Origin of the sequence: Bradyrhizobium sp. 164, assembly GCF_023073715.1 — a bacterium.
Lineage (GTDB): Bacteria > Pseudomonadota > Alphaproteobacteria > Rhizobiales > Xanthobacteraceae > Bradyrhizobium.
The window spans coordinates 166,926-181,489 of sequence record NZ_JADPKA010000104.1; the positions used below are offsets into that span (position 1 = coordinate 166,926).

General features: G+C 66.0%; 12 protein-coding genes. 4 read left to right on the plus strand and 8 right to left on the minus strand.

The annotated features are described in order from the left end of the window. Nucleotide 1: 1 nt before the first annotated feature. A complete protein-coding gene (locus IVB01_RS32030; protein ID WP_247279626.1) occupies nt 2-2,167 on the plus strand; it encodes an anthranilate synthase component I in 2,166 nt (721 codons plus the stop codon). A 118-nt stretch (nt 2,168-2,285) separates the two neighbouring features. Further along, the gene (locus IVB01_RS32035; protein WP_011085277.1) at nt 2,286-2,825 is read left to right on the plus strand and encodes an adenine phosphoribosyltransferase; all 540 of its coding nucleotides are present in this window, start codon (nt 2,286-2,288) and stop codon (nt 2,823-2,825) included. Between the two features lie 26 nt (nt 2,826-2,851). Here IVB01_RS32035 and IVB01_RS32040 read toward each other — a convergent pair whose 3' ends face one another. The 8 genes from IVB01_RS32040 to IVB01_RS32075 all read right to left on the minus strand — a co-directional run bounded on the left by IVB01_RS32040 (nt 2,852) and on the right by IVB01_RS32075 (nt 12,690). Then, a complete protein-coding gene (locus tag IVB01_RS32040) occupies nt 2,852-3,520 on the minus strand; it encodes a hypothetical protein (protein ID WP_247279627.1) in 669 nt (222 codons plus the stop codon). 62 nt (nt 3,521-3,582) lie between these two features. Beyond that, complete coding sequence (locus IVB01_RS32045) at nt 3,583-4,335, minus strand: hypothetical protein (RefSeq protein WP_247279628.1); 753 nt, start codon at nt 4,333-4,335, stop codon at nt 3,583-3,585. Between the two features lie 193 nt (nt 4,336-4,528). Then, nucleotides 4,529-5,764 carry a M48 family metallopeptidase gene (locus tag IVB01_RS32050; RefSeq protein WP_247279629.1) on the minus strand — a complete coding sequence of 412 codons (1,236 nt, stop codon included), beginning with the start codon at nt 5,762-5,764 and terminating at the stop codon, nt 4,529-4,531. Nucleotides 5,765-5,914: 150 nt separating this feature from the next. Next, a complete protein-coding gene (locus tag IVB01_RS32055; RefSeq protein WP_247279630.1) occupies nt 5,915-6,475 on the minus strand; it encodes a LemA family protein in 561 nt (186 codons plus the stop codon). 136 nt (nt 6,476-6,611) lie between these two features. Beyond that, nucleotides 6,612-7,592 carry a small ribosomal subunit Rsm22 family protein gene (locus tag IVB01_RS32060; RefSeq protein ID WP_247279631.1) on the minus strand — a complete coding sequence of 327 codons (981 nt, stop codon included), beginning with the start codon at nt 7,590-7,592 and terminating at the stop codon, nt 6,612-6,614. A 131-nt stretch (nt 7,593-7,723) separates the two neighbouring features. Continuing rightward, a complete protein-coding gene (gene smc, locus IVB01_RS32065; protein WP_247279632.1) occupies nt 7,724-11,188 on the minus strand; it encodes a chromosome segregation protein SMC in 3,465 nt (1,154 codons plus the stop codon). Nucleotides 11,189-11,403: 215 nt separating this feature from the next. Next, on the minus strand, nt 11,404-12,060 hold the full coding sequence (locus tag IVB01_RS32070; protein ID WP_247279633.1) for a DsbA family protein: 657 nt from the start codon (nt 12,058-12,060) through the stop codon (nt 11,404-11,406). 138 nt (nt 12,061-12,198) lie between these two features. Continuing rightward, the gene (locus IVB01_RS32075) at nt 12,199-12,690 is read right to left on the minus strand and encodes a DciA family protein (protein WP_247279634.1); all 492 of its coding nucleotides are present in this window, start codon (nt 12,688-12,690) and stop codon (nt 12,199-12,201) included. 165 nt (nt 12,691-12,855) lie between these two features. On the opposite strand from IVB01_RS32075, the gene mutY reads away from it, so the two are divergent. After that, on the plus strand, nt 12,856-13,956 hold the full coding sequence (gene mutY, locus IVB01_RS32080) for an A/G-specific adenine glycosylase (protein WP_247279635.1): 1,101 nt from the start codon (nt 12,856-12,858) through the stop codon (nt 13,954-13,956). A 67-nt stretch (nt 13,957-14,023) separates the two neighbouring features. Beyond that, complete coding sequence (locus IVB01_RS32085; RefSeq protein WP_247279636.1) at nt 14,024-14,443, plus strand: PaaI family thioesterase; 420 nt, start codon at nt 14,024-14,026, stop codon at nt 14,441-14,443. Nucleotides 14,444-14,564: the final 121 nt, after the last annotated feature.

Sequence of the window (14,564 nt, forward strand, 5' to 3'; positions counted from 1 at the left end):
CATGAACAGGACAGTCTTTGCCCTCCCGCCCAGAAGTGACTACGTGACCCGTGCAGGTCTTGCGATCACGCGCATGACCGAGCAGTTCACCGGCGGCGCGAGCCGGCTCGACGATCTCGTCAGCCTGCTCGACCGTCGCCGCGGCGTGGTGCTGTCCTCGGGCACGACCGTGCCTGGCCGCTACGAGAGCTTCGATCTCGGCTTCTCCGACCCGCCGCTGAAGCTCGAGACCGTCGGTGTCAATTTCAAGCTGGAGGCGCTGAACGGCCGCGGCCAGGTGCTGATCGCCTTCCTCGCTGAGGTCCTGCGCGAGCCCTGCGTGGTGATCTCGGAGAAGACGGCGACGCGCCTTGCCGGCCACATCATCCGTGGCGACGCCCCGGTCGAGGAGGACCAACGTACCCGGCGTGCCAGCGTGATGTCGCTGGTGCGCGATCTCGTCGCGGCCTTCTCCGCCAATGACGACGGGCTGCTCGGCCTGTTCGGCGCGTTCGCCTACGACCTCGTGTTCCAGATCGAGGACCTCGTGCAGAAGCGGCCGCGCGAAAGCGACCAGCGCGACATCGTGCTCTACGTGCCCGATCGCCTGCTGGCTTATGACCGCGCCACCGGCCGCGGCGTGGTGCTCACTTACAATTTCGCCTGGAAGGGCAAGTCTACCGAAGGCCTGCCGCGCGAGACCGCCGACAACCCGTATCTGAAGACGCCGCGGCAAGGATTTGCCGATCACGCCCCCGGCGAATATCAGGCCACGGTCGAGACGGCGCGCGCAGCCTTCGCCCGTGGCGATCTGTTCGAGGCGGTGCCGGGGCAGCTCTTCGCTGAGCCCTGCGACCGCTCGCCGGCCGAAGTGTTCCAGCGCCTCTGCGTCATCAACCCGTCGCCTTACGGCGCGCTGATGAATCTCGGCGAGGGCGAATTCCTGGTGTCGGCCTCGCCGGAGATGTTCGTGCGCTCGGACGGACGCCGCGTCGAGACCTGCCCGATATCAGGCACGATCGCGCGCGGGCTCGATGCGATCGGCGACGCCGAGCAGATCCGCCAGCTCCTGAACTCGGAGAAGGACGAGTTCGAGCTCAACATGTGCACCGACGTCGACCGCAACGACAAGGCGCGCGTCTGCGTGCCCGGCACGATCAAGGTGCTGGCGCGGCGGCAGATCGAGACCTACTCAAAGCTGTTCCACACCGTCGACCACGTTGAGGGCATGCTGCGTCCCGGCTTCGACGCTCTCGATGCCTTCCTCACCCACGCCTGGGCGGTGACCGTGACCGGCGCGCCAAAGCTCTGGGCGATGCAGTTCGTAGAAGATCACGAACGCTCGCCGCGGCGCTGGTATGCCGGCGCGATCGGCGCGGTAAATTTCGACGGCAGCATCAACACCGGCCTCACCATCCGCACCATCCGCATGAAGGATGGCCTCGCCGAGGTGCGCGTCGGCGCGACCTGCCTGTTCGATTCCGATCCCGCCGCCGAAGATCGCGAGTGCCAGGTCAAGGCCGCCGCGCTGTTCCAGGCGCTGCGCGGCGATCCGCCGAAGCCGCTCTCGACCTTCGCGCCCGATGCAACCGGCTCGGGCAAGCAGGTGCTGCTGATCGATCACGACGACAGCTTCGTGCACATGCTCGCCGACTATTTCCGACAGGTCGGCGCCAGCGTCACCGTGGTCCGCTATGTGCATGCGCTCGACATGCTCAAGCAGAAGAGGTGGGACTTGCTGGTTCTGTCGCCGGGCCCCGGCAGGCCGGAGGATTTCGCAATCAAGACGACCATCGATGCGGCGCTGGAGAAGAAGCTGCCGGTGTTCGGCGTCTGCCTTGGCGTGCAGGCGATCGGCGAATATTTTGGCGGCGAGCTCGGGCAGCTCACCCATCCCGCCCACGGCCGGCCCTCGCGGGTGCAGGTGCGCGGCGGGCGGCTGATGCGCAATCTGCCGAACGAGATCGTCATTGGCCGCTATCACTCGCTATTTGTCGAGCGCGACAGCATGCCCGAAGTTCTGAGCGTGACCGCCAGCACTGAGGACGGCGTCGCCATGGCGCTCGAGCATAAGACCCTGCCGGTCGCCGGCGTGCAATTCCACCCGGAATCGCTGATGTCGCTCGGTGGGGAGGTGGGTTTGCGAATTGTCGAGAATGCGTTCCGGCTGGATGCGGGAGCGAATTGAGTGCAGGATATTTCATATTCGTCATTCCGGGGCGGCTCGAAGAGCCGAACCCGGAATCTCGAGATTCCGGGTTCGCGCTTTGCGCGCCTCGGAATGACAACTGAGATGTGAGACACCGATGACCTTTGACCACGATCTGAAGGCCAGCGTCCGCACCATCCCGGACTATCCGAAGCCAGGAATCATGTTCCGCGACATCACCACGCTGCTCGCGGACGCGCGCGCGTTCCGCCGCGCGGTCGACGAGCTCGTCAATCCCTGGGCCGGCAACAAGATCGACAAGGTTGCCGGCATGGAGGCGCGCGGCTTCATCATCGGCGGCGCAGTGGCGCATCAGCTCTCGGCCGGATTCGTGCCGATCCGGAAAAAGGGCAAGCTGCCGCACACCACCGTGCGCATCGCTTACTCCCTCGAATATGGCATCGACGAGATGGAAATGCATGTCGACGCGATCCAGCCCGGCGAGCGCGTGATCCTGGTCGACGACCTCATTGCCACCGGCGGCACCGCGGAAGGCGCGGTGAAGCTGTTGCGCCAGATCGGCGCCAATGTCGTCGCCGCCTGCTTCATTATCGACCTGCCCGAGCTCGGCGGCGCTGCCAAGCTGCGCGCCATGGACGTGCCGGTGCGCACGCTGATGACGTTCGAGGGACATTGAGCAATATTAGGCTTGGTGATTCCAGGCTACGACCGCTGCAGGATCAAGCTGAGTTCGAGTTCGCGGAACGCAATGTAATTCCGCCGGGTCCACTGGTGCAGCTCGGTCGAGGCGTCCTTTTCCTGGCGCAAATAGCCGGTGAAGGAGAAGTTCAGCCGGTCGATATAGGTCTTGAGGAAGCCCGGCAGCGCCGGCAGTCGGAACAGCCGGCCGCCGGCCATCGCGGGCGGCAGCTCGCCGCGCACGATATATTCGTTGTCCACCGTGATCAGGTTCACGCGCGGGATTTGCCCGCGCAGCATCTCATGGCCCCGCGCCGAGGCGCGGTCGGTATCGGCGACGAACAGGATCTGAGGCGCGACGTGGCGGCGGGCCGCCTCCTTAAGCAGGCCGATCTCCTCGGTCATTTTGAAGAACTCGTCGAAGGCGTGGAAGCCGAGGTCGATCACCTTGGCAAGGCCGTCATCGACGATGACGCGGTCCATCAGCTGCATCTTGCCGTAGGTGTCGATCACGTCCGCGGTCTCGGTGACAGCAGGCAAGTAATCGAGCAGCGACGGCTCCTTCAGGTTGACGTCAAAGGCCGCGACGTTACCGTTCTTGAGCAGCAAGAATTCGGCGAGCAGCCGCGCCAGCAGGGTCTTACCGACCTGCGGGCGGGGCGAGCATATGATGTAGACGGGTGTCGCGGGCATCACGAACTATTATCTGAGCGAACTCGCCGCCCAATCCAGCCGTATCAGCCTCGCTTGCGCAACTATTTTTCGCTGTTGCGGGTGGCGGATTTCGAACCGACGATGTCGGTCAGCCGGATCCGGTCGAACTCGCTCCAGACATTTGCCAGCCAGTGCCGGACATAGCCGCGCAGCACGAACGAGTAGTTCGCGGCGTCGTCGTTGAGGCCCTTGTTGGCGACGAACTTCAGGAACGGAACGGAGGAGACCTCGACCTGCTCATAGGCCATTTCGTTGAGCTTGGGGATGGTCAGCTCAGTCGCGTCCTTGATGCGGTGGAAGTAGGAATTGTAGGTCGCCTGGTCCCACTGGAAGAACTGGGTGTCGTTGATGAAGTTCTTCACCAGGAAATATTTCGCGCCGCCCATGAAGCCCGCGGTCTCCGCAATCTCCTCCAGCGAGGCGATCGAGGGCCCGAGGATGTGGAACACGGCAAAGGTAATCTGGCCGGCCTTGGCTGCGTCGAGGAAGCCGATGTCGCGGAGCGAAGCCAGCGCTGGCGAGAGCAGGCCGGCGCGGACGTCGATCACGGTCACCGACGGGCTCACCGCGTTGAGCGTATCGAAAATCTTCATCTGATCCGACGTCGTCGTCATGTCGACGATCTCGGTGATGTCGGGGTGGAAGCGCTTCAGGGTTCCGCGCGGCGACTCCGTGTCGAACGCCCGCGTCGGCACGTTGTTGGCGGAAAAATAATCGAGCAAGGTACGCGACACCGTGGTCTTGCCGACCCCGCCCTTGTCTGCGCCCACCACAACCACTGCCGGCTTTGCCATTGCTGTCCCCTAACGCGCCCCCGATCGCGAGGTCGCAATCGGCCGGGCCCCAAATCGATGTCCCGAGTCTGCTGTTGGGCGCGAACATGGCAGAAACAAGGGAGAATTCAATTCCGGAGGCCCCAGTTACGGCAAATCCCGAGGTTTTTCCCAATCGCGGAGAAACTCGCCGCGCATGGCCGGAATCAGGTGCTCAATGACGGCCCCAAGGACCCATAGAATTCCCCATGGGATTGCCCGCCGGGTTGCTGCCTGCGGTTCCGGAGGGACTGGCTGCGGGCACGGGCGGCGGGCTCCCCGATCTGTCGGCATCATCCCACGGGCCATGGCGCAGCGGCGGTGGGGCATCCTGCTGGCCGGCTTGCGCCCCCGGCTCTTTCGTCTCGTCAGTAAGCGTCGGCATTGGACCGGGGTCGCGCCCCCCGGCAAACTTGACCAGCGCGTCGACCCGGGACTGCACCGAAGGGTGGGTTGCAAACAGATCGGCAAAGCCCTCGCGCGGATTGTCGACGCAGAGCTCCATCACGGCCGAGGTCGCGCCGGGCAATTCGCCGCGATTCTCGATCTTGCGCAGCGCCGAGATCATCGCGTCGGGGTCTTTCGTCAGCTCGACCGAGCCGGCGTCGGCGAGATATTCGCGTGACCGCGACAGCGCGAGCTTGACCACCTGCGACAGCAACCAGGCCACCACGAGCAGCACGATCGCAATGATGATGACGATGATTGCGCCACCGCCGGAGCTCTTGCTGTCGCTCGACGACGAGGACGACCGCGACGACGACGAGGAGCCCGAGGACCACGAGCCGCCCGAGCCGGAGCTCCAGTTGAGATTCGTGAACAGGCGGAAGAACAATTCCCCGAAGAAGCCGACCACGCCGGCGATGATGACGGCAACGACCATGAGCTGCACGTCGCCGTTCTTGATGTGGGTCAGCTCGTGGCCCAGCACTGCCTCGATCTCCTTGTCGTTCAGCGCATCGAGGAGACCGGTGGTGACGGTGATTGAATATTGCCGCGGATTGAGGCCGGTCGCGAACGCGTTTAGCGCCGGGCTCTCCATGATCTTCAGCTTCGGCATGGTGATGCCGCGCGAGATGCAGAGGTTTTCGAGCAGGTTGTAGAGCCGCGGCTGCTCCTGCCGGTCGACGTCGTGACCGCCGATGACGGCGTCGATCATCGACTGGTGGAAGAAATAGGCGATCGCGATCCAGGCGATCGCCGCAATCGTCGCGAAAGGTGCGGCTTTGAGCAGGTCGGCGAAGGCGCGGCTCAGATAGTAGGCCACCGTGCCATTGCCGTTGATGACGACCTCGGCAATCAGCGCGCCCGCATAGACCAGCACGTAGACCAGCAAGAACAGGCCGGCGAGCAGCAGCATCGAACGAAACTTGTTCGAGGCGATGTGCGTGTAGAGACCATACGCCGCCATGATGCGTCTTCGTCAAAGTCCGTCGTCCCGGGGCACGCCGCAGGCGTGAACCCGGAACCTCGAGATTCTCAGGTGCGCAACCGCGCACCATAGTTCGTCGCTTTGCGACGCCCCGGAATGACGGAGAAAAGCAATGGACATGTTAGACAATCAGAACTTCACTTGCGGCGCGATTTCGACTTCGGTGCGGCTGGCGCCGAGATCGAAGAACTCCTTCCGGGTGAAGCCGAACATGCCGGCGAACAAAGCGGCGGGCATCTGCTGGATGCCGGTGTTGTATTCCTGGACGGCGTTGTTGAAGAAGCGTCGGCTCGCCGCGATCTTGTTCTCGAGGTCGGAGAGCTCGCTGGCGAGCTGCTGGAAATTTGCGTTTGCCTTGAGGTCGGGATAGGCCTCCGACAGCGCGATCAGCCGGCCGAGTGCGCCGGAGAGCTGGTTCTCGGCCGCGGATACCTGCGCCGGTCCCTGCGCCGACATCGCTGAATTGCGCGCCTTGATGACGTCGTCGAGCGTGCCGCGCTCGTGCGAGGCGTAGCCCTTCACGGTCTCGACCAGGTTCGGGATCAGGTCGTGCCGTTGCTTGAGCTGCACGTCGATGTCGGCAAAGGCCTGGCCGACGCGCTGGCTCAGCGCCACCAGGCGGTTGTAGGCGCTGAAGGCGAGCAGCACGAGGACGACGATGACGCCGAGAACGATCCAGCCGGTCGACATGGAGAACTCCTGGAGAGGGGAAGAAGGCGGGCGCAGCCTAGACCAAATTGGCGCAGGGCGAGAGCCCCGGCGCGGGGAGGTAAGGCTTGGTCGGATGAGGAACCATCCGAGTTCAAGGCCAGAGGGGCGATCGAGGTTAACTTTCGGACATGATCGCATCGCCCCAGCGCCAGCGCCGGGCCTGCGAATAGGCGGGTTTGTCGCGTCGTGGGACTTTCGTCAGCGCGACCCCAGTCTCGGTGCAGAGCTTTGCCGTGATCTCGGCCTTGCCGATGTCCGGTGGCGCCAGCACGCGCGAGGCGCGCGGCGCAGGCGGCGTGCGGGTCAGCGCGACGTAGATGAAGCGCTCGTCTTCGAACGGCACCTCGGCGCCCTTGATCTGGCGGTGCGCCTGCGAGCGCGGCAGGCGCTGGCTGAAATGGCACCAATCGGGCGCGATGAGCGGGCACGGCTTGTCGTGCGGACAGGGTGCGGCGACGTAGGCGCCTGCCGCGATCAGTTGCTGGCGCAGCGCGAGAATGCGCGTGTAGCCGGCGGGCGTGCCGGGCTCGATCACCACCAGCGCGTGCCGCGCTTTGGTCCACATGGCCGCCGCGAGCTTGCGCTGGTCGCCTTCGTTGAGCTCGCCGATGACGTAGCTCGCAACGACGAGATCGGCTTGCGAGACCTCGGCGAGGTTCGCGCCTGCGTCGCCCGGCAGATAGCGGCAGTCCGCCAGGCGCGAGCTGTCGCGCGCCAGTTCGAGCGCGAGCCGGCTTAGGGTGGCGTTGGCATCGAGCAGGGTAAAATCCTGAAGCGAGGCAAACGCCTCTGCGGCGGCCCAGCTCGCGGTGCCCGGGCCTGCGCCGATGTCGAGCAGGCTTTCCGGAGCGAGGGCCGGTGCGATCGCGGTCAGCGCATTCAGGCTTGCGGCCACCGCCGCGTAAGTTGCCGGCATGCGCGCCAGCGCGTAGGCAAGGGCATCGGCTTCCGACTTGATCGTGCCCGAGCCGCCGCCTGAGCGATAGGCGTTGGATATCTTTTGCGAGCGCTGTGCTGCCTCGGTGCGCGAAACGCCCTGGAGCCTGGCATCGAGGGCCGCCTTGAGTTCAGCGGGGAGGGTGGGTGAGATTATCATCCGCGGTCATGCCCCGCGTAGGCGGGGCATCCAGTACTCCGAGACAGGTGCCGTCAAACCGAGAAGCCGCGGCGTACTGGATCATCCGCCTGCGCGGATGATGACGTCAATGGGTATGGAGGGATCGCGCGTCACGCCACGTTCTGGTCGAGAATATCCACCGCCTCTTGCAGGCTCACCGACACCAGCTGCGAGACGCCACGCTCGGCCATGGTGACGCCGAACAGCCGGTTCATGCGCGCCATCGTGATCGGGTTGTGCGTGATGATGATGAAGCGGGTGTCGGTCGAGCCGGTCATCTCGTGCAACAGGTTGCAGTAGCGCTCGACATTGTGGTCGTCGAGCGGCGCGTCGACTTCGTCCAGCACGCAGATCGGCGAGGGATTGGTGAGGAACACCGCGAAGATCAGCGCCATCGCCGTCAGCGCCTGTTCACCGCCCGAGAGCAGCGACAGCGTCTGCGGCTTCTTGCCCGGCGGCTTGGCGATGATTTCGAGACCGGCTTCGAGCGGGTCGTCGCTCTCGATCAGATGCAGTGCGGCCTCGCCGCCGCCGAACAGTTCGACGAACAGGCGCTTGAAGTGGCTGTTGACGACCTCGAACGAGGTCAGGAGCCGCTCGCGCGCCTCCTTGTTGAGGCTCTGGATGCCCTGGCGCAGCCGCTTGATGGCCTCAACCAGGTCGTCACGCTCGGTGACGAGGCCGGTGTGCTGGGTCTCGACCTCGCGCAGCTCTTCCTCGGCGCGCAGGTTGACTGCGCCGAGGCGCTCGCGGTCGCGGCGCATCTTTTCGAGCTCTTCCTCGATGTCGTGCAGCGGCGGCAGCTCGGCACCGGGCTCGATCTCGGCGAGGCCGGCGACGGCCTGCGGCTCGACTTCGAGCATGTCGCGGATCTCGCGCTCGATGTCCTCGAGCCGGCGCCGCGCGCCTTCCATGCGCTCCTCGGCGCGCGCGGTGGCCTCGCGGGCGCTGGAGAGCGCCTCTAACGTCAGCTTCGCGACGCGGTCGGTCTCCGCCATTGCGGTTTCGGCGGCGGCGAGCGCGTCGGCAGCCATGCGGCGGTCGTTCTCGGCGTATTCGATTTCGGTGATTAGCGCGCTGCGCTTCTCGGCGAACAATGCCGGTGCGTTTTCGAGCTCGCCGCGCTCGATCGTCAGTTCGGCGATGCGGGCCTGGATGGTGTCGATGTGGGAGGCCGCGCTCTCCTTGCGGTTCTGCCACTCGGTGCGTTCGGCGAGGATCGCCTGCACGCGGCGGTCGGCGAGCTCGGCTTCGCGCGCCAGTGCCTGCGCCTCGGCGCGGACCTGGGCGGCCATGCGGCGATGCCCCTCGATGTCGCTGCGGACGGCGGCGAGACGGGTCTCGGTGTCCTCGCTCGACGGCAGCTCGCCGATGCCGGCTTCGGCGTATTCGTAAGCGGCCTCGGCCTCGGCGCGGTCGGCGGCGAGGCGGCTGTGCGCTTCCGACAGCGTCGCCTTGCGCGCGGCATGGCGGCTGATCTCGCGCTCGGCGGTGGCATGGCGCTCGCGCGCGACGTTGAGCTCGCGCTGCGCGGCACGCCAGGCTTCGCGGCTGGCGCCTTCGGTGCTGGCCGCCATCTGCAACTCGGACTCGGCATTCTCGAGCGCCTGGCGCTTGATCTGCGCGTCGATGCGGGCCTGCTCCAGCTCGTTCTCGATGTCGACAAGGCGGGCGCGCTCCGCGAGGCGCCGCGCGGCACCCGTCGGGGCATGAGCTGCGGCGACAAAGCCGTCCCAGCGCCAGACATCGCCCTCGGGCGAGACCAGCCGCTGGCCGGTCTTGAGCTGCGAGACCAGCTCGGCGCCGCGCTCGCGCGGCACCACGCCGATCTGCGCCAGGCGGCGGGCCAGCTCAGCCGGCGCCTGCACGTGGTTGGCGAGCGGAACGACGCCTTCGGGCAGCTCCGGATCGCCGTCGGTGACGCCGGCATTGGTCCAGCGCATCGGCGCCGAGGGATCGACCGGCGCGTCGAGATCGTCGCCGAGCGCGGCGCCGATCGCCTTTTCAAATCCCTTGTCGACGGTGATGCCGTCGATGATCGGCGGCCACAGGTTCTTGGTCTCGCCGTTGACGATCTTGGAGATCGTGCGCGCCTCGGTCTCGAGCCGCTGCACGCGCTTGTCGGCTTCGACCAGCGGCGAGCGCGAGGATTCCAGCGTCTGGCGCGCGGCGACATGCGCGGCTTCGCTTGCCTGCGCTGCGGCTTCCGAAGCGGCCAGCGTCTGCTCTGCGATCTCGACCAGAGCGGTCAGCTCGTCGAGATCGCCGAAGCCGCCGGTCTCCTGCGCAAGCTTCTGCTCTTCCGCCGCGACATTCGCGATCTCCTGGTCGAGCCGGGCGAGCTTGTCGCGATGGGTGCGGACGTTGGCCTCTAACTGGTTGCGCTTGGCGGTGAGGTCGGCGAGCGCGGTGGTGAGTTCGGCGAAGCGCTGCTCGGTTTCGGTCAGCACCGCCTCGGCTTCCGCGACGCGCTCGTCGACACCGGAGCGCTTCTCGACGCGCGACTTGATCTCTTCCTTCAGCTCGGCGTCTTCGGCGTCGAGCCGCTGCAGCGCCACGTCGGCGTCCATGGTCTGCTGCTGGGCGCGCGAGATGTCGCCCTCGAACTGGGCGAGACGGCGTTCGAGCTCGGCGACGCGCTCCTTGGCACGTTCTTCCTCACGGTCGAGCTGCTCGCGGGCATTGGTGAGGCGCTGCAGCCCGGCCGCGGCGCGCGCTTCCGCATCGCGCAGCGCCGGCATCTCGGCGGCGCGGATGGCCTGGATGCGGGCGGCTTCGGCCTGGTGCTGGGTGCGCTCGGCCATCTCGCGGACCGCGAGATCGTGCGTCTGCCCGGACTCGTTGACGTCGGCATGGGCGCCGAGCCAGCGCAGGTGATACAGCGTGGCCTCGGCCTTGCGCACCTTGGCCGCGACCTCGCGGTAGCGCACCGCCTGGCGGGCCTGCTTCTTCAGGCCTTCCATCTGGCCGGAGAGCTGGCCGATCACGTCCTCGACGCGGGTGAGGTTGGTTTCGGCCGCCTTCAGCCGCAGTTCGGCCTCGTGACGGCGGGCGTGCAGACCGGCGACGCCGGCGGCGTCTTCCAGCACGCGGCGGCGCTGCTCGGGCTTGGCCTGGATGATTTCGCCGATCTTGCCCTGGTGGACGAGCGCCGGCGAGCGCGCACCGGTGGCGGCGTCGGCGAATAGGATCTGCACGTCGCGAGCGCGCACGTCGCGGCCGTTGATGCGATAGACCGAGCCGGCCTCACGCTCGATGCGCCGGGAGATTTCGAGAAGCTGGCTGTCGTTCATCGCCGCCGGCGCGGTGCGGTCGGCATTGTCGATCGTCATCGTCACTTCGGCGTGGTTGCGCGCCGGGCGGTTGCCGGAGCCGGCGAAGATCACGGCGTCCATGTCGGCGGCGCGCAGCGACTTGTATGATGTCTCGCCCATCGCCCAGCGCAGCGCCTCGACCAGATTCGACTTGCCGCAGCCGTTGGGGCCGACCACGCCGGTCAGGCCGGGCTCGATAACGAAGTCCGTGGGCTCAACGAAGGACTTGAAGCCGTGAAGGCGCAGGCGGGTGATTTTCATAAACACGCATCTCTGTTGGCAGGCGCGAATCCCCTGCCGGGACAATACCATGGAAGGCATTGTCGCTGTCTGGGCGAGTCGCGCGAGGCGGCTCGTGCGGCGGACAATGGCCGCGGTGCGCCGCGAGGGCAACCGGCGAAAGCCGCTTTTCCCAAGGGATTTATGCCAGGAATGATACGGCTTTAGATGCGCGAATCAGAATTGTGGCGTGCGAATCAACTCTTCAGCAGCGCATTGATCTTCTTGGCGAACTCCTCGAATGAGGCCTCGCCCTTGATCTTCTCGCCGTTGATGAAGAACGTCGGCGTCGAATCCACCTTCAGAACGTCGCTGGCGTATTTCTGGTCGGCGGCGATCTTGTCGAGCAGCGCCTGGTCCTTCAGGCAGGCCTCGACCTGCTGCTGGGTGAGGCCGGCCTGCTTGCCGATCCGTGTCAGGGTCTCGGTGGTGTTCTTCACCATCCAGTCGTTCTGCTGGCGGAACAGCATGTCCGTGACCGCAAAATATTTCGGCGCGTCGCCATTGGCGATGCAGCGCGACAGCATCGAGCCTGCGGCGGCTTTGATGTCGAGTGGGAACTCGCGGAAGATGTAACGCACCTTGCCGGTGTCGATGTATTCCTTCTTGATCTTGGGGAACACCTGCTCGTTGAAGGCCGCGCAATGCGGGCAGGTCATCGAGGCGTATTCGATGATGGTGACCGCGGCATCGTTCGGGCCGAGCGCCATGTCGGGAAGCGACACGGGCTTCGCCACATCAGCGGCGGACTGGGCCATGGCCTCGGACACCAACCGCAGCGGCGAGAACCCGGCGAGCGCGGCAAGCCCGGTCAGCGACAGCATCGTTGTGAAGGCGCGGCGGGTGATGATCACGGTCGGCTCCCGGATTGGCAAAGTGTCGCCCGAGGGCTCTATCGAGTTCCCGCCCGGGCGGCCTGTCGCTAGCTTGAAACGTCGACTGAGGCAATGGCGAGCGACAAGTCGGGGTCCAGATTAGCTAGGGAATGAGGCTCAATTTCGCTTGATGGCGGCTCCGAGCCGCGCCAGCGCCGTCTTGAGCTGTTCATCTTCGATGTCGCCCAAGCTCTCCGCCACCTTGGCCACCGATTTGGGATCGGGCGGGCCCGGCCGAGCCGGCCGCCGGGTGCGCGACAGCGGGGCCTGACGGAACGCCAGCTTGCCGACCGCGCTCCAGCCGAAGAAGCGGTTGACCCGTTCCAGGATCACGTCGGCGGTGTGCTGGATCTCCAGCGCCATCGGCCCCTCGACCCGCAGCACCAGCGTCGCCGGCTCCTGCGGCTGGCCCTCCACCGGCCTCGGCCATTGCATCTTCAGCGGCTCGGCATGGGCCGCGATCTCCGGCCCCGCAATCTGCGCCCACCGCGTCACCAGCTCGCGCGCCGCAAAGCCCTGCTTGGCATACGCCTCGGCGAAGACGTCGTTCAGCAAGAGCGAAAGCGGCTTTGCGCTGATGGGGCCGGGTTTGGGCGGGAATTTGGACATGGCGACCTTATAGCACTGTGCCCGTCGCGCGAGGAACTGCTGCCGTCATGGCCGGGCTTTCTTCCGGCCAGCCACGCCTTGCCGCGAAGGAAGAAAGACGTGGATGCCCGCGACAAGCGCGGGCAGGACATGGAGAGACCGGCCCCACATCGTTACAGTGCGAGCATGCCCCCCAAATCGGCCCGCAAGACGAAATCGGAACCAGTCCAACCGGAACATCTGGTTCGTCCTTTGGCGCTCCTTCACTGGTATGACCGCCACCGCCGCCGTCTGCCTTGGCGCGCGGCGCCCGGCGAGGCATCAGACCCTTACCGCGTCTGGCTGTCGGAGATCATGCTCCAGCAGACCACGGTGAAGGCAGTCGGGCCCTATTTCGAGAAATTCGTGGCGCGCTGGCCGGACGTCACGGCGCTCGGCCGGGCTTCGCTCGACGACGTGCTGCGGATGTGGGCCGGGCTCGGTTACTATTCGCGCGCGCGCAACCTCTACGCCTGTGCGGCCGCGGTGACGCGCGAGCATGGCGGCGTCTTTCCCGACACCGAGGAGGGCCTGCGTGCGCTGCCCGGAATCGGGCCGTACACGGCAGCTGCAATTGCGGCGATCGCGTTCGACCGCCGCACCATGCCGGTCGACGGCAATATCGAGCGGGTGGTCTCGCGCCTGTTCGCGGTCGAGGAGGAGCTGCCGCAGGCCAAGCCGCTGATCCAGCAACTGGCAACGACGCTGCTCGCAGACTCTCGCGCCGGCGACAGCGCACAGGCGCTGATGGACCTGGGTGCCTCGATCTGCACGCCGAAGAAGCCGGCCTGCTCGCTGTGTCCGCTCAACGAGGATTGCGTCGCACGAGCGCTGGGGACGCAGGAAACATTTCCGCGCAAGGCGCCGAAGAAGAGCGGAACGTTGCGGCGCGGTGCCGCCTTCGTCGTCACCCGGGGCGATGAACTGCTCGTCCGCAGCCGGCGGGAAAAGGGCCTGCTCGGCGGCATGACCGAGGTGCCGTGCTCGGATTGGCTCGCCGGCCAGGACGATACGACGGCGAAGCAGCAGGCGCCGGAGCTGAAGGGGCTGACGCGCTGGCAGCGCAAGATGGGCGTCGTCACCCACGTCTTCACGCATTTTCCGCTGGAGCTGGTGGTCTATACGGCGAAGGTGGAAGCCCGCACGCGCGCGCCCGAGGGCATGCGGTGGGTGCCGATCGCCACACTTGCCGGCGAAGCGCTGCCCAACGTCATGCGCAAGGTCATCGCGCATGGATTGGATCTCTAGCGCCCACTCTGCTGACATCATGCTGGCAGCAGACCTGCGTTATCCAGCGGCGGCAACGGAGGTTCGCATGGTCAAGACTGCGCTGGACAACTTTCGAAGACCGCCCTGCGCCGAGCTATTGGGCTGGCGCCTGCTCGATGCCCGCCCGCAGGAGGGCTGGATCAAGCTCGGCTTCGAGGGCAAGCCGGAGTTCTGCAATCCAGCAGGCTTCATCCAGGGCGGCATGCTCTCGGCCATGCTCGACGACACGATGGGCCCCGCCGTGCTGGTGATGAGCGAGGGCCGGCTCTACACCACCACCATCAGCATGACCGTGAATTTTCTGTCGCCGGCAAAGCCCGGCCCGATCGTCGGCGAGGCCCAGGTGACGCAGCTCGGCAAGACCATCGCCTTCGTCGAAGGCAAGCTGATGGCCGAGGACGGCACGGTGCTGGCGACGGCAAGTGCGACCGAGCGGCTGCTGGAGGCGGCAAGGGTGGTGCGGTAAGACGGTAGCCACGCGCTCCACTTGAGCAACCGGCGACATGGGTAACAGTTCAAACCGACGACATGGGTAACACAATTCTCGTTTCGTTCAGGCCTGCTGTTGTTGGGGCTGTGGACCCTGG

Coding starts and splice junctions, on each gene's coding strand:
- IVB01_RS32030 (WP_247279626.1), top strand. CDS start 2: ATGAACAGGACAGTCTTTGCCCTCCCGCCCAGAAGTGACTACGTGACC.
- IVB01_RS32035 (WP_011085277.1), top strand. CDS start 2,286: ATGACCTTTGACCACGATCTGAAGGCCAGCGTCCGCACCATCCCGGAC.
- IVB01_RS32040 (WP_247279627.1), bottom strand. CDS start 3,520: ATGCCCGCGACACCCGTCTACATCATATGCTCGCCCCGCCCGCAGGTC.
- IVB01_RS32045 (WP_247279628.1), bottom strand. CDS start 4,335: ATGGCAAAGCCGGCAGTGGTTGTGGTGGGCGCAGACAAGGGCGGGGTC.
- IVB01_RS32050 (WP_247279629.1), bottom strand. CDS start 5,764: ATGGCGGCGTATGGTCTCTACACGCACATCGCCTCGAACAAGTTTCGT.
- IVB01_RS32055 (WP_247279630.1), bottom strand. CDS start 6,475: ATGTCGACCGGCTGGATCGTTCTCGGCGTCATCGTCGTCCTCGTGCTG.
- IVB01_RS32060 (WP_247279631.1), bottom strand. CDS start 7,592: ATGATAATCTCACCCACCCTCCCCGCTGAACTCAAGGCGGCCCTCGAT.
- smc (WP_247279632.1), bottom strand. CDS start 11,188: ATGAAAATCACCCGCCTGCGCCTTCACGGCTTCAAGTCCTTCGTTGAG.
- IVB01_RS32075 (WP_247279634.1), bottom strand. CDS start 12,690: ATGTCCAAATTCCCGCCCAAACCCGGCCCCATCAGCGCAAAGCCGCTT.
- mutY (WP_247279635.1), top strand. CDS start 12,856: ATGCCCCCCAAATCGGCCCGCAAGACGAAATCGGAACCAGTCCAACCG.
- IVB01_RS32085 (WP_247279636.1), top strand. CDS start 14,024: ATGGTCAAGACTGCGCTGGACAACTTTCGAAGACCGCCCTGCGCCGAG.